We start from the raw sequence: 17,907 nt of genomic DNA, 5'->3' as shown, positions 1-17,907 counted from the left end.
TTCCCTGAGACAGCGCCGACGGACGCTGCAAGGTGAACAGTCTGCGGATGACGCGGGTTCGTCGAGCTCCTGGTCGATCAGCGCTTCGGCAGGAAACGCTGCAGGATCACGGTGGCGACCTTGAGTTCCGGGGCGCGCAGCACGATCAGGACGACGGCGTAGACGATGACGGTGACCCCGCCGATCACACTGGTACCAAGGGCGCCGAGTAGTTTGTCGGCGGCGGACCAGCCGTCGACGCCGCCGAGAAGCAGGAACGTTCCCCAGCCGGCGAAGCCGGCCGGGACGGCCGCGATGACGAAACGGCCGATCGAGAGCAGCGTCTGTCTCAGCTCGAGGCCGCCTAGGCGACGCCGTAGTACCCAGACCGAGATGATCATCTGCACGGTGCCGGCAGCGGATTGGCTGAGTGCGACCGCCGCTGCGAGGTGCGAGAGCGGAACGAACAGCGGGATCACGAGTGCCGTGCCGACGATGATCGCGCACTGCACGATCGTGATCCAGAACGGGGTGCGGGTGTCGCCGTATGCGTAGAACGTGCGCTGCACGATGAAGAGCACGGAGAGCGGCAGGAGACCGACGAGGTAGCCGACGAGCACCGGGGCCCCGAGAGCGGCGCCCTCCGCACTGTTGGTGAAGATGCGGGTCGCCGGGACCGAGGCCGCCACCAGAGCGGCGATCGAGACCACGATGAAGAGCGAGACGGCTCGGATGCAGCGCGCGACGTCTCCGCGGACCTCTTCGTCGCGGCCTTCCGCCGCGTGCTCGGAGATCTGCGTGAAGTAGGGAGTACCGATCGAGACGGCGAAGATCGAGTACGGCAGCATGAACAGCAGCCAGGCGTTGCCCATCATGAAGCCGGCGGGGAACTGCCCGGACGCAGCCGAGACGACCATCGACTGCACGAGCCCGGCCAGCTGACCGGCGATCACCATGATGAAGGTCCAGCCGGCGAGCCGGCCGATGTCGCGCAGGCCCACACCGCGCCAATGGAAGTCCGGTCGCAGGTGCAGACCGGTGCGCCGCCAGGCAGCGAGAAGGATCAGTGCCTGGACGGCGATGCCGAGGGTCGCGGTGCCGCCGAGGACGGCGATCATGGTCGGATCCCACATGTCGACGTGCCTGCGGTCTCCGCCGAACAGGGCGATGAACACGAGGAAACCGGCGATGGAGATGACGTTGTTCGCAATCGGCGCCCAGGTGTACGGACCGAAGATGCGTTTCGCGTTGAGGGTCTCGCCGATGAGGGCATAGAGACCGTAGAACAGGATCTGCGGCAGGCACCAATACGCGAACGCCGTGCCGAGGGCGAGCTGTGCGGGGGTGAACTCGGGCCCGTAGAGATGGACGAGCCACGGCGCCGCGATGACGGCCAGGGTTGTCGCGGCGAGGAAGACGATGGTGCCGAGCGTGAAGACCTTCGAGATGAAGGCCTGACCGCCGTCCTTGTGAGCCGCGGACTTGATGATCTGAGGAATGATCACCGCGGTCAGGATGCCGGTCTGAATGAGCGTGAAGACATTGTTCGGAAGCTGGTTCGCGATGCCGAAGGCGTCCGGCGCACGACCGATCTCGCCGATCGCCGCCACCAGCACGATCGTGCGCAGCAGCCCGGTCAGGCGTGAGACGAGCGTTCCCGCGCCGAGAATCGCGCTCGCTCGGCCGAGACTGCTCAACGTTCCTCCTCGAGCGGGGCCGCCTCGGCCTCCGCATCCGCTTCCTCAACGTCTGTATCGGCATCCGATGCATCCGACGTCTCAGCCGCCTCATGCCGCCGTCGGCGACGCACCGTGCGCACAACGCCCACGACGATCAGCAGTGCGGCCAGCCCGCCGAAGATGATCAGGCCGATGCTCTCCCATTCGGCGCGCACCGAGACGTCCGCGTACCGCGTCGTTCCGATGTCGACCCCGGTCGGGCTCTTCAGGCTCAGTTCCACGTCGAGGTCGCCGCTGCCGAGGCGCGCGGCCACCGGAACCTTGACGCGGGTGTTGCTGGCGGCGTCCGCGGTGACCTCGGTCTCGCGTTGCACGTCGAGGCGCAGGTCGGAGGGCTCCGCGAAGAGGCGCACGTTCACCGGCCACGGCAGGTCGTTGCGCACCCAGAAGCCGAACTCGGCATTCGCGCCGTACAGCTGGATCAGGCTCGACGGCTCGATGCCGACGGCGTCGAGAGTGGTCTGCGTGGCCGCGCGATGGGTGGTGATCGCCTCCGCGAACTCCTCGGCCGTCGAGCCGACCCCGATCACGCGGAGGATCCGGATGCGTTCAGGACTGAGGAGCACCTGCGGGTCGGTGAGGATCGACGAGAACTCGTTCAGGGTCGCCTCGTCAGCGAGCAGGTTCTGCAGCGCCGTGGCTCGGGACGCATCAGGTTCCGCCGTCAGAGTGACGGATGCCGGCGGTGCGGCCCGCAGCGCGGAGAGCTCGAAGGCCGGGGTGTCGACGGCCGAGATGGCGGCGCGCAGCGCTTCGGCGGTGCGCGTCTCGTTCCGCTCCAGCGCGACGAGAAGCGGAACGCCCGGCGCGCTCTGCGCCGCCAGGACGAGATGCGCATTCGCCGCCGCGAGGGAGCGCGCCCGCGCGTCGGCGTCGGGCTCGGTCGCGGCAGAGGAGAGGGCGGCCGAGACGGCGGCGTCCGTGATGAGGAGGTCGTTCTCTCCCACGGCGGCGTGCCCGCTGAACTTCTCGCCGATGGAGGTGGAGGGCAGGATCGTCGTTCCCGGCCCGCCCAGGTATCCGGCGAACGTGGCGAGGTCGTCGCCGGTGACGTCGCCACGCGGCCACAGGATGCCGGGCATCGCCCCGGGAACCGTCGTCAGTTCGGCATCGTCGGGCAGGCTCGGCTCAGCGGTCGGTTCCGGTGTGGGTGTCGGCGTCGCCGTGCTCGGGATGCTCGGGAACATCTTCGGGTCGAGGAAGGTGCGCAGACTGGTCGGCTCGAGCAGCGCGGGGAGTGCGGCGTGCGCCTGCGTGGCGGCATCCGCGTCGCCGAACTGCAGGGCGAAGCGTTCGTTGGGGAGCTCCTCGAGACGAGTGAGCCATTCGACGACACTCGTCGGCGCTGCCGTACCCAGGGCACGGATGGCGGCGAGGATGGCCGGGTCGATCGCGAGCGCCGCGGCGGTGCCGACGACGCCGTCGAGTTGAGCGGTGAGCGCGCCGTCCGGGGCGGTCAGAGTGGTCAGTTCGTCGAGGGTGAGCAGCGCCCCACCAGTGGGAGTCGCGGTGATCGGCACGAGCACGCCCACCTGCGGGGCCGTTGCGGCGGTGATGACGAGGACGCTCGTCGACGAGACCTCGGTCAGGATGGCCGTGTCGGAATCGAGGTCGTCGGTGGTGGCCCCGTCGAGTCCGGCGCGCAGGGGATAGATGCCGGGGGCGAGGTCGGCGAGCGACTCCTGCGGAACGACCACGTTCGCCGTCGTCGACCCACGGGGATCGACGGATGCCGTGTCATCGGCGCCCAGCGGCGCGAACACGGCGTCGGTCGTTCCTTCATCCAGCCAGGCCGTCAGGGCCGCGCTGTCGGCAAGAGGAGTGCGGCCCAGTTCGAGCACCACGCGCCCCGCGGAGACCTCGGCATCGGTGCTGTTCTGCACGGTGAGCGCAGCCGTGGTCGCGGTTCCCGGCGCCACCGATCCGTGCACGCCGATGGAGATGAACAGTTCCACCGATCCGTCTTCGACCTGCTTGTCGGTTGCGGCGTAGCTCGCAGACGCCCCCCCACCGCAGACGCCCAGAACGATCGCGAATGCGACCGCGCCGCGCGCGAGCCGCAGCAGTTGCGCGCGAAGGCCGGTTTCGGGAGTGTTCACGGTCATAGGGTCTTCCTCGAACGCCGGCGACGCTGGCTGCTCGTGAGTACTGACCTTGTGATTCTAGGTGGGCGACTGAAGGAGAACCCTGAACACGCGTAGAGTGACGGCCGTGTCCGACACCTCTGCACCCGTTCCGGAGCCCCTGCACTGCGCGGCTCTCGCCGCCGACCTCGATGCCGCGGACTTCCGCTCCGAACCGCTCCGACGGTTGTGGGGAGAGGACGCCGACGACGCTCTCGGGCGAGGGATGCGCGAGCCGATCCTGCGCGCGATCGCGGGCGACGAGGGAGTGCTCGCGACGCTCGGGCGTCTGTTCGTGCTCGGGATGCCGCAGCCGTCGCACCTCGTAGAGGCCGCTGTTCCACGGCTCGGCGTGGCAGGTCTGGCCGCTCTCGGGCTGGCGGAGGTCAGCGCGGAGACAGTAGTGCCGACCGCGCTGCTGCGGCCGCAGTCGTTCGTCGACGCCGACGGCGTCGGGGAGTGGTGGATCGCGAGCGATCTCGACGAGGTCGCGCTCGGAACGGCTCTTCCTGCCGATCACGTGCTCGGCGTCGGCGGTGCCTCGCGCACCCTTGCCGAGATCATCTTGCCGATCGAGGTCGATCGTGCCCTCGATCTGGGCACCGGATGCGGCATCCAGGCCCTTCTGGTCGCCCGATACGCGGGCACGGTCATCGCGACCGACATCTCGGCACGCGCCCTGGCCTACGCGGAGATCAATGCCCGGATCAACGGCGTCTCGAACATCACGTTCCGCCAGGGCAGCATGTTCGAACCGGTCGAAGGCGAGGCGTTCGATCTGGTGGTGTCGAACCCGCCGTTCGTGATCACCCCGCGCGGCGACGGTGTGCCGGAGTACGAGTACCGTGACGGCGGACTCATCGGCGATGCACTCGTCGAGCAGTTCATCCGTGACGTGCCGGCGTACCTGACGCCCGGCGGGGTCGCTCAACTGCTCGGCAACTGGGAGTCGCGAAACGGTGCGTCCGGGCTGGATCGGCTGTCCTCGTGGGTTCGGGATGATCTCGACCTATGGGTGATCCAGCGGGAGGAACTCACTCCACTGGGCTACGCGGAGCTGTGGATCCGCGACGGAGGCACGACGCCGAGGGACGCCGCATTCACGCCGTTGCTCACCGCGTGGCTCGACGATTTCGCGGAGCGTGGCGTGACGTCGATCGGATTCGGGTACGTGCTGCTGCGGCGTCGTCCTGTCGATGGTTCGCCGCTTCGGCGGATCGAGACCGTGTCGCAGCCGGTGTCGGGTGTCGGGGTGGCGCTGCGCAACGGCCTTGCCGCGCATGATCTGCTCAGCTCCGGGCTGCCGGTGACTCTCGTCACGGCTGCTGACGTCACGGAGGCGCGGCACCTGCTCCCCGGAGACGATGATCCGAGCGTGATCGAACTGCGTCAGGGCGGCGGCTTCGCCCGCACGCTGTCGGTCGATCCGGCGCTCGCCGCGTTCGTCGGCGCCTGCGACGGCGAACTGACCGTCATGCAGATCGCCGCGGCGCTCGCCGATCTGTTCGAGGTGCCGTTCGCCGACCTGTGGGCCGATCTCGAGCCCCGCATACGTTCGCTCGTGTTCGACGGATTCCTGGCCCCTGCCGCATCGTGAGCGTCCGTTCACGGGAATAGTCGACCGCATCCATTCGTTCGCATAGATCATGAAGGCTTTCGGATTCCTCTCGTTCGGGCACTACGCCGACGTGCCCGGTTCGGCGACCCGCACCGCCGGGGACATGCTGAAGCAGACCATCGAGATCGCCGAGGGTGCCGACGAGATCGGCGTGAACGGCGCCTACGTGCGCGTGCACCACTGGGCTCGTCAGGCGGCGTCCCCGATGCCGCTGCTCAGCGCGATGGCTGCGCGGACGAAGCGCATCGAGGTCGGCACCGGCGTCATCGACATGCGGTACGAGAACCCTCTGCAGTTCGCCGAGGAGGCGGCCGCTCTCGACTTCATCGCCGACGGGCGCATCGCGCTCGGCGTGAGCCGCGGGTCACCCGAGACGGCGCTGCGCGGGTACGAGACGTTCGGGTACGTCGATGAAGAGGATGCCGAGCGTGGCAGCGTGCTCGCCCGCGAGAAGTTCGACCTGTTCCTCGCCGCCATCGAGGGTGAGCGCATCGCTCCCGGCGACCCGAGGATGGTCGGCGCCGGGCATTACCTGGCGATCGAGCCGCAGTCACCGACCCTGCGCGATCACATCTGGTGGGGATCCGGTTCGCGGGCGACCGCCGAGGACACCGGGCGCCGCGGCCTCAACATGATGAGCTCGACACTCCTCACCGAAGCGACGGGCGTGCCGTTCCACGAACTGCAGCGCGAGCAGATCGACCTGTACCGCGCCGCCTACAAGGCGGCGGGTCACACCGGCACTCCCCGGGTCTCGGTCAGCCGAAGTGTCTTCCCCCTCATATCCGACATGGACCGCGCCTACTTCGGCCTTCGTTCCGAGGAGAGCAGCGATCAGGTCGGCATCATCGACGGCTTCCGCTCGACGTTCGGCAAGACGTATGCCGCGGAGCCGGACGTGCTCATCTCGCAGCTTCTCGCTGATGAGGCGGTGATGGCCGCCGACACCCTCATGCTGACCATCCCGAACCAGCTTGGCGTCGACTACAACCTGCACGTGCTGGAGTCGTTCGCGAAGCACGTCGCGCCGGCACTGGGCTGGAAGCCGAACACGGAAGGACCCGTCGAGGGGTACGCGATCTAGGTCGACGAACCGCCAGTGGGATACTGGCGCCATGACCGATTGGGAGCACACACCCACACCAGGAGCGGGCGGACCGATTCTCGGCGGTGCGCTCTGCCTCATCGGTGGAGGCGCGGGCCTTGTGGTCCTGGTACCCGGGTCCGGATGGGATGTCGTCGCCTGGTTCAGTGCCGGGGTCGTTCTGCTCGGCGCAGTGCTTCTGACCGTCGGAGGCATCAAGCTCCTCCGCGCGCGTCGCGCTGCAACGAAAGACCGCGCATGACAGGCCGCCTGAGCAAGGTCGATATCCGTGAGGCCTCCTTCCCAGAGGACGAAGCATCCGTGTCTGCTCTGCTCGGGGACTATCTCCGGCAGACGGAGGCGGAGAAGGGGGATCACGGCCTCACCCCACGAGCAGCTGTACTCCCGGATCGCTACGCGGGCGAGATCTCCGACCCCGAGAAATCGCTGGCCGGGATGCGCGTGCTCGTCGCATCGGTCGACAGTGCGGATTGCGGGATCATCGTCGTCACGAGGACGGCGGGCGCGTCAGAGGTCAAGCGCTTCTGGACGACACCGCCAGCGAGAGGTCACGGCGTGGGAAGCGCACTGATCCGTGAAGCACTTCGGGATGCTTCTCGACCGGTGAGACTTTCGGTGTGGGATTGGCGCGAGCCGGCGATCCTCTTGTATCGAAAGTTGGGATTCTCTCCCGCCGCTCCCTGGGACGCGCGTGACAGGCTTCTGTTCTTCGAGCTCGCCTGAGCACCGCTGGACGCACATCCGTCCCGACCGAGGAACCGCCTTCGCTACGGTGGGACGCATGAGCTACGCAGGGGACTCGTCGGTCGGTGGACGCGTGAGAGATGTCGAGAAGGACTACGCACAGCGCCAGACGAAGCTGTTCCGCAACTTCGCCCTCGTCGAGGGAACCGTGCTGCTGATCGTGGTGGTGGCCGTCTACGTGCTCGGACTCGTCGACTCCGAGGTGGGAGTCTGGATCCTCGCCGGTGTCGCGTTGATCGGAGGCGTGGCGCTCAGCACGCTCCTCATGCGGCACCTGAAGAACCGCGCCGCGGCCCTCGCGCAGGCCAGGGGCGAGAACCCGCTGTTCTGACCACGCCGACGCCCCCGCCGCGCGCCGACGGCAGCCGGCCTCAGCCCTGCTCGACGCCGAAGAGGCCTCGTCCGTGCTGGTGCAGCAGGTTGTAGGCATCTTCGTAGGTCTGCGGCTCTTCGTCGTCCGGCAGGCCGTAGCGCGCGAGCAGCAGACCGAGGAGCCCGTGCGCCGGCGGCGTGAGCGGCTTGTCCTTGTGCGCGTGCGCCGGATGCGGCGGGGTCGCCTCGGGGTTCTCCGGAGTGAACGACGGCGTCGTCTCGGGCCAGTCCGCCGGATGCCGCGGCTTGTCGAGGTTGATGACGTTGAACATGGTGTTCGCCGTGGCATCGCGTCGGGTGAGCGGCTTGAGGCCGTGCAGCCTGCTCAGCGTCGCGATGACCGAGCCGTGGTGCATCTCGTCATTGATGACAGTGCCGCGCCGGGTGTACGCGGATACGGCGATGGCGGGAACACGGCAGCCGAGCCGGTCGAACTCGAACCCCATCTCGCCGGGATCATCTGCCGGGCTCGGCGAAGTCGCCTCCGGCGGCGGCACGTGGTCGTAGCATCCGCCGTGCTCGTCGAACGTGATCAACAGCATCGTGTTGACCGCGTTGGAGCCCTTGGCGGACTTGCTCTGCCGGATCGCCGTGTAGATGTCGTGGATGAGCTCGTCACCGGCGCGTACGTCGGAGTGTGCGCTGTTGATCACGTCGGAACCGAACACGTCGCTCTCGTGCAGCGCTCCGAACGGCGGGTGGAAGTCGTTGTGGTTGTAGACCATGCGCGGCTCGATGAACGCGTACGCCGGCAGCTCGCCATGCTCGGCATCCGCGTAGAAATCGTCCATCGTGCCGAAGTGCTCGGTCTTCCAGAACTTCTCCAGCACCGGCGCGTGCAGCACCCCGGTGAAGGACACCATCTGCAGTTCGTCGAAGTAGATCTTCCAGCTCAGGCCGGCGTCTTCGAGGCGGTTGAAGATCGTCGGTGCCGCGGGGGCGTCGAGCCACTTGTCGTAGCCGCCGCCGTGCTTGTTCGTGACGAAGCCATGCGAGGTGGAGGCGTGGAAGAACGACCGGTTGCAGAACGTCTGCGACGGAACGGCGCAGAACCAGCTGTCGAAGACGGCGAACTCCTTCGCCAGCGTCGAGAGAGTCGGCAGCATCTGCGGCGAGAACGAACCCATGATCTGACTGGCTTCGTCGGCGGTGGGAGCGGTGCCCTTCTTCAGACGCATGTAGTTGATGATGTAGTCGGTGAGGAAGCCGCTCATCGTCGGCTGCTCACCGTTCTGCGGTGTGTTGAACGGCGGCTGCATCTGCTCCACGAACAGGGCCGAGTTCGATTCCGGCACGACCGTGTTGAAGATCTGGGTGTTGACGTGCGGGAACTCCTCACCGGGATCAGGGTTGGGATAGCCCATGATCTTGTCGGTGTCGCCCTGGTAGATGTGCGCGGGAACCCACGTCGTGCCGTCGACCGAGAAGTTGCCGTAGTCGCCGAAGTTGAGGCCGTCGAAGGTCTGCCCCTCCGGCAGATCCTCCTTCGAATACAGATAGCCGAGCAGGTTGTCGAACGAGCGGTTCTCGCCCATCACGACGACGAGGTGATCGAACCCGGGCGCGTGGCGCGGAGCGAGAGCGCCGAAGTCGGTCGACCCCTCGAGGAATCCCTGCCGTTCACCGATCGCATTCCCGATCACTGCCCCGCCGACGCCGCCCGCCACCGCGCCCGCGACGGCCGCGCCGCCGATCTTGAAGAAGTCGCGCCGAGAGGTGGCGCGCTGGGCCGCCGCGAGCTCTTCGGGGGACGGCTCGTCGTTGTCGGTCATGACGCCGATCCTATATATCGCCGTCGGAACTCGGGAGGAAGGACTCGGCGTATGCCGGCGGGGCAGGGGCACCCCGCACCGGCCCCGGTACGCTGGAACCCATGCTCAACATGGCCGACGGCCTGGCCCGCCTCGGCGCGCTCGCCGCGCATCCCGTCGTCGCGACGCTCGCGCGTGCCTTCGCCGACGCCGGCTTCGACCTCGCCGTCGTCGGTGGTCCGGTGCGCGATGCACTGCTGGGACGCCCGACGAATGACCTCGACTTCACCACCGACGCGTTGCCGGACGACATCCTCCGCATCGTGAAGCCCATCGCCACTGCGCACTGGGACATCGGCCGCGCCTTCGGCACGATCGGCGCCCGCGTGCAGGGCGAGCAGGTCGAGATCACCACCTATCGGGCCGACAGCTACGACGGCGTCACCCGCAAGCCGACCGTCGAGTTCGGCGACACGATCGACGGCGACCTCGCCCGCCGGGACTTCACCGTCAACGCGATGGCGCTGCAGGTTCCCGCGGTCAAGCTGGTCGACCCGACCGGCGGCGTCGAAGACCTCGTCGCCCGCATCTTGCGCACGCCGGCCGACCCGGCCGTGAGCTTCGGCGATGACCCGCTGCGGATGCTCCGTGCCGCTCGGTTCAGCGCCCAGCTCGGCTTCGACATCGAAGAGGGCACCCGCGCCGCGATCGAGCGTCTTCGCGCGACCCTGAAGATCGTCAGTCCCGAACGCATCCAATCCGAGCTGGTGCGCCTCATGCAGACCGACGATCCGGTGCGCGGCATCCGCGTGCTCGTCGATACCGGTCTCATCGAAGAGTTCCTCCCCGAGGTCAGCGCGCTGCGCCTCGAGGTCGATGAGCACCACCACCACAAAGACGTCTACGAGCACTCGCTGACGGTTCTGACCCAGGCCATCGAGCTCGAACACACCCGCAACCCGGGCGCCGAGCCCGATGTCGCGCTGCGCATCGCCGCGCTGTTGCACGACATCGGCAAGCCGCGCACGCGCAAGCTCGAAGACGGCGGCGTCGTCACCTTCCACCACCACGACATCGTCGGGGCGCGGATGGCGCGCAAGCGGATGCAGTCCCTGCGCTTCGACGGTGACACGACGGATGCCGTCGCGACCCTGATCGAACTGCATCTGCGTTTCTTCGGCTACGCCGAAGGTGCATGGACGGATGCCGCGGTGCGCCGGTATGTACGCGACGCCGGCGATCTGCTGGAGCGGCTGCACATCCTCACCCGCGCCGACGTGACCACCCGGAACAAGCGCAAGGCTTCGCGTCTCGCCAGCGCCTATGACGACATCGAGTCGCGCATCGCGGCCCTCCGCGAGCAGGAGGAGCTCGACTCGATCCGCCCCGAGGTCGACGGCAACCGCATCCAAGAGGTGCTCGGGATCAAACCGGGCCGCGAGGTCGGCGAGGCCTACCGCTTCCTGCTGGATCTGCGCCTCGACGAGGGTGTGCTGGGGGCGGATGCCGCCGAGCAGCGCCTGCGCGAGTGGTGGGCCGCCCGAAGCTGACCGTTCGAGAGCCTGTTCCGCGCGGATGGGAACGCTCCTATGCTGGGGTGCGGGGCAGGTCGGAGAGGATCGGAGGCCCGTTGGCGGCATCATGGTCTTCCTCGCGTGACGGCGAACCCGCCGCGTCGCGCCTCCTCATCGAGCGTGCGCACGAAGAACTGCTCGCCGGCAACCTCGACGATCAGCGGCTGCAGCATGTCCGGCCGCTCATCCGAGCATCCTGGGAGCGCTCCTGGCGTGGCCGTGTCGGCCCAGAGGGCGCCCCGCTGCTGGAATTCGTCCCCGAGGAACTGGAGGCGTACCGGCTGTCACACCCGCTCGCTTCGGTGATGGACATGATCCGCGCCCTGCTGCTTCCCGGCACCGCCGAGGATTCCGGTGTGATCGTCGCCGTCGGCGATCAGGCGGGACGACTGCTCTGGGTGGAGGGTGACCGGCAGCTGCGGTCGCTCACAGGCGACATGGGCTTCGTGGCCGGCGCGAACTGGTCGGAGGATGCCGTCGGAACGGCAGCCCCCGGCACTGCGCTCGCCCTCGGGCAGACGGTGCAGATCCATGGCGCGGAGCACTACAACAGGCTCGTGCATCCGTGGTCCTGCACGGCCGCGCCGGTGCGCGACCCCGAGACGATGCGGGTGCTGGGTGTGATCGATGTCACGGGCGGGGCGGAGGCGGTCACGCTGCAGGCGCGCATGCTGGTGGATGCCACGGCGCGCGCGGTCGAGTCGGAGATCATGGTCGCCCGTCTGCGTGCGCGGAGCGAGGCGCCGCGGGCGCGCACGCCGAAGCACCAGGCGCCGAGCGCGGCCCGCGCGACGCTGCGAGTACTCGGACGGGATCGCGCGCGACTGGAGGCGATGTCGGCGCACGAGGAGATCGTCACCGAACTCAGCGCCCGGCACGCGGCGATTCTGCTGATGCTCGCCGTGCACCGTCAAGGTCTGTCGGCTGAGCGTCTGTGCGAACTCGTCTACGGCGGCGACGTCTCGCCGGATACGTTGCGCCCCGAGATGGTGCGCCTGCGCAAGGTGCTCGAGCGCAGCGCACCTGAACTCGTGCCGGAGTCTCGTCCGTATCGGCTCACCGCCGTATTGGAGACCGATGCGCATGACGTGCTCTCGCTCCTCGATCGCGGCGCGCACCGAGTCGCTCTGACGGCCTATCGGGGTCCGGTCCTGCCCGAATCGACCTCCCCCGGCGTGGAGGAGTTCCGGGAAACCGTGAGATCGGCGCTGCGGGAGGCGATGCGGTCCGAGGCGAGCCTCGACGTGCTCCTGGCATACGCGGAGATCCCGGAGGGACAGGTGGATGCCGAGGCGCTCCGGCTCGCGCTGGAGATGCTTCCGGCGCGTTCGCCGAAGCGGGCCAGCCTCGTCGCGAGGATCGAACGCCTCGAGAGCGCCTGAGCCGACAGGACCTGCAACCCGGCGCAACGTTGCGCACCGGGGTGCAACCTCCGCCGACCTACCGTCGAGGGACAGCCACGCAGCATCGACGCTGCGGCCCGTCGAAGGAGTCACGATGACCATCGTCGAAGAGAACGTGTCCACCGCCTATGCGGCCCCGGGTCGGCCCGGAGCGCTTGCCGACTACCGCCCCCGCTACGGCCACTACATCGGCGGCGAGTTCGTCGCCCCGGTCAAGGGCCAGTATTTCGAGAACATCAGCCCGGTCAACGGCAAGCCGTTCACCGAGGTCGGCCGCGGCACCAGTGAGGACATCGACCGCGCGGTCGATGTCGCCTGGAAGGCGTTCGCGGGCTGGGGCAAGACCAGCCCGGCGGAGCGCGCTGTCGTCCTCAACAGAATCGCGGATCGCATCGAGGAGAACCTGGAGCGCATCGCGATCGCCGAGACCTGGGAGAACGGAAAGCCGATCCGCGAGACCCTCGCGGCCGACATCCCTCTCGCCGTCGATCATTTCCGCTACTTCGCGGGGGTGCTTCGGGCCCAGGAGGGCGGGATCAGTCAGTTGGATGAGAACACCGTCGCGTACCACTTCCACGAACCGCTCGGCGTGGTCGGACAGATCATCCCCTGGAACTTCCCGATCCTGATGGCCGTCTGGAAACTCGCGCCGGCGCTCGCCGCTGGCAACTGCGTCGTCATCAAGCCCGCCGAGCAGACACCGGCATCCCTGCTCTTCCTGTTCGAGATCATCGGCGACCTGCTTCCGGCCGGCGTCGTCAACATCGTCAACGGCTTCGGTATCGAGGCGGGGGCGCCGCTCGCCCAGCACAAGCGCATTCGCAAGGTGGCGTTCACGGGAGAGACGACGACCGGGCGCCTCATCATGCAGTACGCCTCGCAGAACCTCATCCCGGTCACCCTCGAGCTCGGGGGGAAGAGTCCGAACGTCTTCTTCGAGGACGTCGCCCGTTCGACATCCGACCCGTACTACGACAAGGCCCTGGAGGGTTTCACGATGTTCGCCCTCAACCAGGGTGAGGTGTGCACGTGCCCGTCCCGAGCATTGATCCAGCGGTCGATCTACGACGGCTTCCTCGCCGACGGACTCGAGCGCGTCGGCAAGGTCATCCAGGGCAACCCACTCGACCCTGCCACGATGATCGGTGCGCAGGCGTCGAACGACCAGCTCGAGAAGATCCTCAGCTACATCGACATCGGCACGCAGGGCGGGGCGCGGCTGCTGACCGGCGGAGAACGCGTCGACCTCGGTGGTGATCTCAGCGACGGCTATTACGTCGCCCCCACCGTCTTCGAGGGTACGAACGACATGCGCATCTTCCAGGAGGAGATCTTCGGTCCGGTGCTGTCGGTGACCTCGTTCGATGGCTTCGACGACGCGATCGGCATCGCGAACGACACTCTCTACGGCCTCGGTGCCGGCGTCTGGAGCCGCAGCGGTGACATCGCCTATCGCGCGGGGCGGGCGATCGAGGCCGGGCGAGTGTGGACGAACACCTACCACCAGTACCCGGCGCATGCCGCGTTCGGCGGGTACAAGCAGTCGGGCATCGGCCGCGAGAATCACAAGATGATGCTCGATCACTATCAGCAGACGAAGAATCTGCTCGTCTCGTACGCCGAAGGGCCGATGGGCTTCTTCTGAGCTGCCAACAGATCCGGGCGGGTGTCGGGGGACACCCGCCCGGCACCACGCAGGAAGGAGCACGATCATGGTCAGTACCGACACGTGCCGACGGGTTGCGGTCACGGATGCCGCGGCATCCCTCGTCCGTGAGCTCTCGGCGCAGCACGGGCCGCTCATGTTCCATCAGTCCGGCGGATGCTGCGATGGTTCGTCACCGATGTGCTATCCCGTGGGGATGTTCATCACCGGGCCGAGTGACGTTCTTCTCGGTTCACTGGACGTGGGCCTGGATGCCGAGATCGACGTGTTCATGTCGGAGTCGCAGTTCGAGTACTGGAAGTACACCCATCTCACCATTGATGTCGTAGCGGGACGTGGCGCCGGCTTCAGCGTTGAGGGTCCGACGGGCATGCGGTTCCTCATCCGTTCCCGCATGCTGAACGACGCAGAGCTGGAGCACTTCGGCCTCGCGCAGTCCTCGACCTGAGGTCACGCCGCATTCAGACGCATGGACGCAACCGCCCGCAACCTACGCGGGTATACCCTTTCCCGCATACGCCGTGCAGCGTCAGTCCCCAGCTGACCGCAGGCGTGGGCGGCTTTGCCGTCGTACGGAGGGGGAGTCGATCTTCTTCCGATCCCGAGGGGGGATGGGGTGGACGCTGGTTCCCCAACAGGCGCCCACCCCGACACCCGCTTCTCATCCGGTAGCGCTCAGCGCAGCTGCATCCAGAACCAGAGCACGCCGAACCCGATCATGACCACGATCGGCAGCCAGGTGAAGCGGCGCTTGAGACGACGCCCCTGCTGCGCGACGCCCGGCGGGGGAGTGAGCATTCCGGCAGGCGCCGCGAAGGGCAGCGCCTGGTGGGTTCCCGCCACGGATGCTGCGGTGGGGTTCTCTTCGAGCAGTCGTTCGTCGCGCCAGCGCGCCCACTGGTCGAACTTGGTGATCAGTGCGCCGACGGTGCCGAACAACCACGCCCAGGTCGCTGCATCGAGGGTCGAGACCTGGCGCTTCGTGTAGAGGAACAACCAGTCGTCGACGATCTCGACATCGAGCTGCGCGGCGTTGTCGATGAATCGCGCCATGATGTCGGGCGTGAACAGGTACAGAGCATCGCGCTCGTAGCCGGCCGGGCAGTACAGCGCGAAGTACTTGTCGAAATCGCCCTCGAGAGAGAGGCGCTGCTCCTTCTGGAACGCCGCCGGCAGGTTCGACCCGAACATCGAGTTGTTGCCTTCGGCGTCGAGGACGATGTTCGGCAGCGGCACGTCGAGCTTCACGGCGACGTAGCCCCAGCTGTAGGTGGTCGAGTTCTTCCCGGATTTCACCGTGTACTGGTAGTTCCCGAACTCGACGAACCGCGGTGAGGTTCCGCGCACCAGGTCTTTCGCGACACGTCCGCCACCGATGCTGAAGATCATGCCGGGCAGCGGTGGATCAGAAACCTTCGCCTCGTAACTCATCCCGTTCGCCTGTGCGAAGCGATGCAGGCGGTAGCGGCGTTCGCGTGCTCCGCGAACACCGACCCACGCCAGCGCACCGCCGCCGACGAGGATCACGGCGAGGATGACCAGCGGGATGGCGGCGGTCCAGGGCGACCTGCTCGACGAGGCGATCGCGACGACGACCGTCGCGGTCACCGGAATGAACACCATCGCAGCGATGACGAGCGAGACGATGGCGATGATCGTCGACACGGAGGGTCCAGACGTGCCCCGCGCCCGCAGCTCCGCGGCGAAAGCGCTCACTCCTCGAGGATCGACCGCATCCGTGAGCGGGCGGGCGTCGAATGTGAACTCCGGTCGGGTGGATGTCATCGGTTCACCTCGTCGGCATCGTTGGTGAGGTCGGCGCCCTCGGGGATCTGCAGAGCCTCGAGCCGTTCGTCGGCGCAGATCGTCGCGATCAGTGCTTCCGATCCGGCGACGATCGTCGAATCGAAGTCGACCTCGCTGACCAGCACCCAGGCGTGGTCGTCGGGCCAGAGGATGCTGGGACTCTGCGCCGCGGGCGGGAAGCCGTGCTCCTCGGCCAGGCGGTCGCGCCACGGCGCGTCGAGGATCCAATCGGGGTGCGCGAAGGTCCGCGGTGCTGCAGAGAACAAGACATGTCGACGGTCGGGGAGTTCGAGTCTCGGGCCCTCGGAGATCTCTCGGGAGAGGATTCCCTCCTGCCACGTCTTCTTCCGGAACACGCTGTTGAAGGGGTCGCGACCGCTGCGGCCGAGCATCGCCTGATGGTTCGGATCGTCACTGAACGTGAGGAATGCTCGTGACGGGCCGTGACCACGGAATCCGAGGAGGCCGCCCCATCCCTCCCAGACCGCCGCCCACCCGGCATCCGGGGTCGACGTGTGCGCGACGAGGTGCTCGGCGACGGCGGCGAGCGACTCGATCTCCAGCCCGCCGATCGGCGGATCCTGGTAACGCCACCCGGCGCTGTCGCGCGGGCCGTCCTCGTTCTCGACGATGCGCCCTGGCGCGACGAGGTGCTGCCACTGCGCTTCGCGATGCATCTTCGTGCCCATCGCGGCGGCGGTGTCTGCCCAGCTCACCTGTTCACCGATGATCTCCGGGTCGCGTGCCTGGAAGGCATCCCACGCGTGGCGGTGCGCATCGTAGGGGAGTCCCGGCCACTCGTCTCCGACCGGGCGGTCGCGGCGCGCGGGGTGGAACACGCGCGCGTACGCCGGGTAGCCGCGCGGCACCACGACGTGCATGGTCCAGGCGTCCGTGCCCGTCGAAACGCCGTCGTCGAGTCGCTCGCGCAGCCAGCTCCCGGCCGACGGATCCGCTGTCCACTCCATGGGGACCACGCTACCCGGGCGCTGCGGACCGGCCGCGCCTACCCGCCGCGCCCCCGGCTACGGTGGAAGCCGTTCGGGTCCGCACCACCAGGAGGAAGAATGCACGCACCGGAGTATCCGATCCGCACTGAACGGCTGCTGTTGCGCCCGCTCACGCTGGATGACGCCGCGCCGATGCTCGTCTACAAATCGGATGCCGATGCGGTGCGCTACGTCCCGTACGGGCAGCTCTCCCTCCCCGACATCGAGGAGAGGATTCAGACTCGGTGGTCGACCACCCGCTTCGAGAAGCAGGACGACGCCGTCTGCCTGGGCATCGAGGAACGGGAGACCGGCCGGCTGGTCGGGGACGTGGTGCTGTTCTGGCGGAGCGAGAGAGATCGTGAGGGCGAGGTCGGCTACATCCTCGACCCCGCACAATCCGGCAAGGGCTATGCGACGGAAGCCGTGGCCGCCCTTCTCGAGCTCGGGTTCGAGGGGCTCGGGCTGCACCGGATCGCGGCACGCATCGACGAACGGAACACCTCATCCGCGCGGGTCGTGGATCGGCTGGGGTTTCGTCAGGAGGCGCGCCTGGTGGAGAGCTCCTGGTTCAAGGAGGAGTGGACGACGCTGCTGATCTACGGCCTGCTCGACAGGGAGTGGCGCGCCGGACGCGCGGCTGGTGTCGGAGTGCATCCCTCATAATCGAGGGGTGAACCCGACTGCAACCATCCCCTCCCTCGACGGCCGCCGATTCCGGATGGTGTCCTCCACGACGTCGGCTGTCGACCCTGACGCGCCGAGCGAGTTCGTCTACTGGGAGCGGGACGGTGCGATCTGGGGCGAGTACTCCGGCGACACCGTGACGTTCGGCCGATTCGTCGGCACGCGCACGGCCGACTCGATCTGGGTGTCGTTCGTGCACGTGCTGGTGTCAGACGGCACGGTGGTCACCGGCGACGGCGAGAGCGAGCTCGAACTCACCGCGGACGGACTCATCCGCCTCGTGGAGCACTACGAGATGCACGGCGCACCGCAGCTCAGCGTGTGCGAAGAGGTTGCCGCGATCTGACCGCA

The 17,907-nt window shown here is 67.7% G+C and carries 16 protein-coding genes; 11 read left to right on the top strand and 5 right to left on the bottom strand.

Annotated elements, in window-relative coordinates; genetic code table 11:
• Positions 1 to 77 precede the first annotated feature (77 nt).
• Positions 78 to 1,676, bottom strand: a complete 1,599-nt coding sequence (gene murJ / locus MRBLWH12_RS14010) for a murein biosynthesis integral membrane protein MurJ (RefSeq protein WP_363549929.1) — start codon at positions 1,674 to 1,676, stop codon at positions 78 to 80.
• Positions 1,673 to 3,823: a DUF6049 family protein gene (locus MRBLWH12_RS14005; protein ID WP_414685000.1), complete on the bottom strand. Its 2,151-nt coding sequence runs from the start codon at positions 3,821 to 3,823 to the stop codon at positions 1,673 to 1,675. Before MRBLWH12_RS14005 ends, murJ begins: the two co-directional genes overlap by 4 nt.
• Positions 3,824 to 3,920: 97 nt before the next feature.
• On the opposite strand from MRBLWH12_RS14005, the gene MRBLWH12_RS14000 reads away from it, so the two are divergent.
• Genes MRBLWH12_RS14000 through MRBLWH12_RS13980 form a run of 5 tightly spaced genes read left to right on the top strand, consistent with a single transcriptional unit; the run spans position 3,921 to position 7,639 of the window.
• Complete coding sequence (locus MRBLWH12_RS14000) at positions 3,921 to 5,438, top strand: class I SAM-dependent methyltransferase (RefSeq protein WP_414684999.1); 1,518 nt, start codon at positions 3,921 to 3,923, stop codon at positions 5,436 to 5,438.
• A gap of 49 nt (positions 5,439 to 5,487) precedes the next feature.
• Positions 5,488 to 6,543 (top strand): LLM class flavin-dependent oxidoreductase, encoded by a 1,056-nt coding sequence (locus MRBLWH12_RS13995; RefSeq protein ID WP_363549922.1) that lies wholly within the window; start codon positions 5,488 to 5,490, stop codon positions 6,541 to 6,543.
• Between the two features lie 31 nt (positions 6,544 to 6,574).
• Positions 6,575 to 6,805 carry a hypothetical protein gene (locus tag MRBLWH12_RS13990; protein ID WP_363549919.1) on the top strand — a complete coding sequence of 77 codons (231 nt, stop codon included), beginning with the start codon at positions 6,575 to 6,577 and terminating at the stop codon, positions 6,803 to 6,805.
• On the top strand, positions 6,802 to 7,287 hold the full coding sequence (locus tag MRBLWH12_RS13985; protein ID WP_363549916.1) for a GNAT family N-acetyltransferase: 486 nt from the start codon (positions 6,802 to 6,804) through the stop codon (positions 7,285 to 7,287). Before MRBLWH12_RS13990 ends, MRBLWH12_RS13985 begins: the two co-directional genes overlap by 4 nt.
• A 58-nt stretch (positions 7,288 to 7,345) precedes the next feature.
• Complete coding sequence (locus MRBLWH12_RS13980; RefSeq protein WP_363549914.1) at positions 7,346 to 7,639, top strand: hypothetical protein; 294 nt, start codon at positions 7,346 to 7,348, stop codon at positions 7,637 to 7,639.
• A gap of 40 nt (positions 7,640 to 7,679) precedes the next feature.
• Here MRBLWH12_RS13980 and MRBLWH12_RS13975 read toward each other — a convergent pair whose 3' ends face one another.
• Positions 7,680 to 9,452 carry an alkaline phosphatase family protein gene (locus MRBLWH12_RS13975; protein ID WP_363549912.1) on the bottom strand — a complete coding sequence of 591 codons (1,773 nt, stop codon included), beginning with the start codon at positions 9,450 to 9,452 and terminating at the stop codon, positions 7,680 to 7,682.
• Between the two features lie 101 nt (positions 9,453 to 9,553).
• On the opposite strand from MRBLWH12_RS13975, the gene MRBLWH12_RS13970 reads away from it, so the two are divergent.
• From MRBLWH12_RS13970 to MRBLWH12_RS13955, 4 genes are all read left to right on the top strand, one after another.
• Positions 9,554 to 10,981: a CCA tRNA nucleotidyltransferase gene (locus MRBLWH12_RS13970; protein WP_363549910.1), complete on the top strand. Its 1,428-nt coding sequence runs from the start codon at positions 9,554 to 9,556 to the stop codon at positions 10,979 to 10,981.
• Between the two features lie 80 nt (positions 10,982 to 11,061).
• On the top strand, positions 11,062 to 12,387 hold the full coding sequence (locus tag MRBLWH12_RS13965; protein ID WP_363549907.1) for a GAF domain-containing protein: 1,326 nt from the start codon (positions 11,062 to 11,064) through the stop codon (positions 12,385 to 12,387).
• A gap of 115 nt (positions 12,388 to 12,502) precedes the next feature.
• Complete coding sequence (locus MRBLWH12_RS13960) at positions 12,503 to 14,053, top strand: aldehyde dehydrogenase family protein (RefSeq protein WP_341976703.1); 1,551 nt, start codon at positions 12,503 to 12,505, stop codon at positions 14,051 to 14,053.
• Positions 14,054 to 14,120: 67 nt separating this feature from the next.
• Entirely contained in the window at positions 14,121 to 14,522 is a 402-nt protein-coding gene (locus tag MRBLWH12_RS13955) for a DUF779 domain-containing protein (protein WP_363549904.1), read from the top strand.
• A 227-nt stretch (positions 14,523 to 14,749) separates the two neighbouring features.
• Here the strand turns inward: MRBLWH12_RS13955 and MRBLWH12_RS13950 are convergent, their stop codons facing one another.
• On the bottom strand, positions 14,750 to 15,859 hold the full coding sequence (locus MRBLWH12_RS13950; protein ID WP_363549901.1) for a hypothetical protein: 1,110 nt from the start codon (positions 15,857 to 15,859) through the stop codon (positions 14,750 to 14,752).
• Positions 15,856 to 16,848, bottom strand: coding sequence for a hypothetical protein (locus tag MRBLWH12_RS13945; RefSeq protein WP_363549899.1), 993 nt, complete (start codon positions 16,846 to 16,848; stop codon positions 15,856 to 15,858). Before MRBLWH12_RS13945 ends, MRBLWH12_RS13950 begins: the two co-directional genes overlap by 4 nt.
• A gap of 99 nt (positions 16,849 to 16,947) precedes the next feature.
• Between MRBLWH12_RS13945 and MRBLWH12_RS13940 the strand changes: the two genes are divergently transcribed.
• Together MRBLWH12_RS13940 and MRBLWH12_RS13935 are read left to right on the top strand one after the other, a co-directional pair.
• On the top strand, positions 16,948 to 17,535 hold the full coding sequence (locus tag MRBLWH12_RS13940; protein WP_363549896.1) for a GNAT family N-acetyltransferase: 588 nt from the start codon (positions 16,948 to 16,950) through the stop codon (positions 17,533 to 17,535).
• A 7-nt stretch (positions 17,536 to 17,542) separates the two neighbouring features.
• Positions 17,543 to 17,902, top strand: coding sequence for a hypothetical protein (locus tag MRBLWH12_RS13935; protein WP_341976708.1), 360 nt, complete (start codon positions 17,543 to 17,545; stop codon positions 17,900 to 17,902).
• The last annotated feature ends 5 nt before the right edge of the window (positions 17,903 to 17,907 follow it).

This window comes from Microbacterium sp. LWH12-1.2, assembly GCF_040675825.1.
GTDB lineage: Bacteria > Actinomycetota > Actinomycetes > Actinomycetales > Microbacteriaceae > Microbacterium.
This window is presented reverse-complemented; position numbering and strand designations above follow the sequence as displayed.

Coding starts and splice junctions, on each gene's coding strand:
- MRBLWH12_RS14005 (WP_414685000.1), bottom strand. CDS start 3,823: ATGACCGTGAACACTCCCGAAACCGGCCTTCGCGCGCAACTGCTGCGG.
- MRBLWH12_RS13995 (WP_363549922.1), top strand. CDS start 5,488: ATGAAGGCTTTCGGATTCCTCTCGTTCGGGCACTACGCCGACGTGCCC.
- MRBLWH12_RS13990 (WP_363549919.1), top strand. CDS start 6,575: ATGACCGATTGGGAGCACACACCCACACCAGGAGCGGGCGGACCGATT.
- MRBLWH12_RS13985 (WP_363549916.1), top strand. CDS start 6,802: ATGACAGGCCGCCTGAGCAAGGTCGATATCCGTGAGGCCTCCTTCCCA.
- MRBLWH12_RS13980 (WP_363549914.1), top strand. CDS start 7,346: ATGAGCTACGCAGGGGACTCGTCGGTCGGTGGACGCGTGAGAGATGTC.
- MRBLWH12_RS13975 (WP_363549912.1), bottom strand. CDS start 9,452: ATGACCGACAACGACGAGCCGTCCCCCGAAGAGCTCGCGGCGGCCCAG.
- MRBLWH12_RS13970 (WP_363549910.1), top strand. CDS start 9,554: ATGCTCAACATGGCCGACGGCCTGGCCCGCCTCGGCGCGCTCGCCGCG.
- MRBLWH12_RS13960 (WP_341976703.1), top strand. CDS start 12,503: ATGACCATCGTCGAAGAGAACGTGTCCACCGCCTATGCGGCCCCGGGT.
- MRBLWH12_RS13955 (WP_363549904.1), top strand. CDS start 14,121: ATGGTCAGTACCGACACGTGCCGACGGGTTGCGGTCACGGATGCCGCG.
- MRBLWH12_RS13950 (WP_363549901.1), bottom strand. CDS start 15,859: ATGACATCCACCCGACCGGAGTTCACATTCGACGCCCGCCCGCTCACG.
- MRBLWH12_RS13945 (WP_363549899.1), bottom strand. CDS start 16,848: ATGGAGTGGACAGCGGATCCGTCGGCCGGGAGCTGGCTGCGCGAGCGA.
- MRBLWH12_RS13940 (WP_363549896.1), top strand. CDS start 16,948: ATGCACGCACCGGAGTATCCGATCCGCACTGAACGGCTGCTGTTGCGC.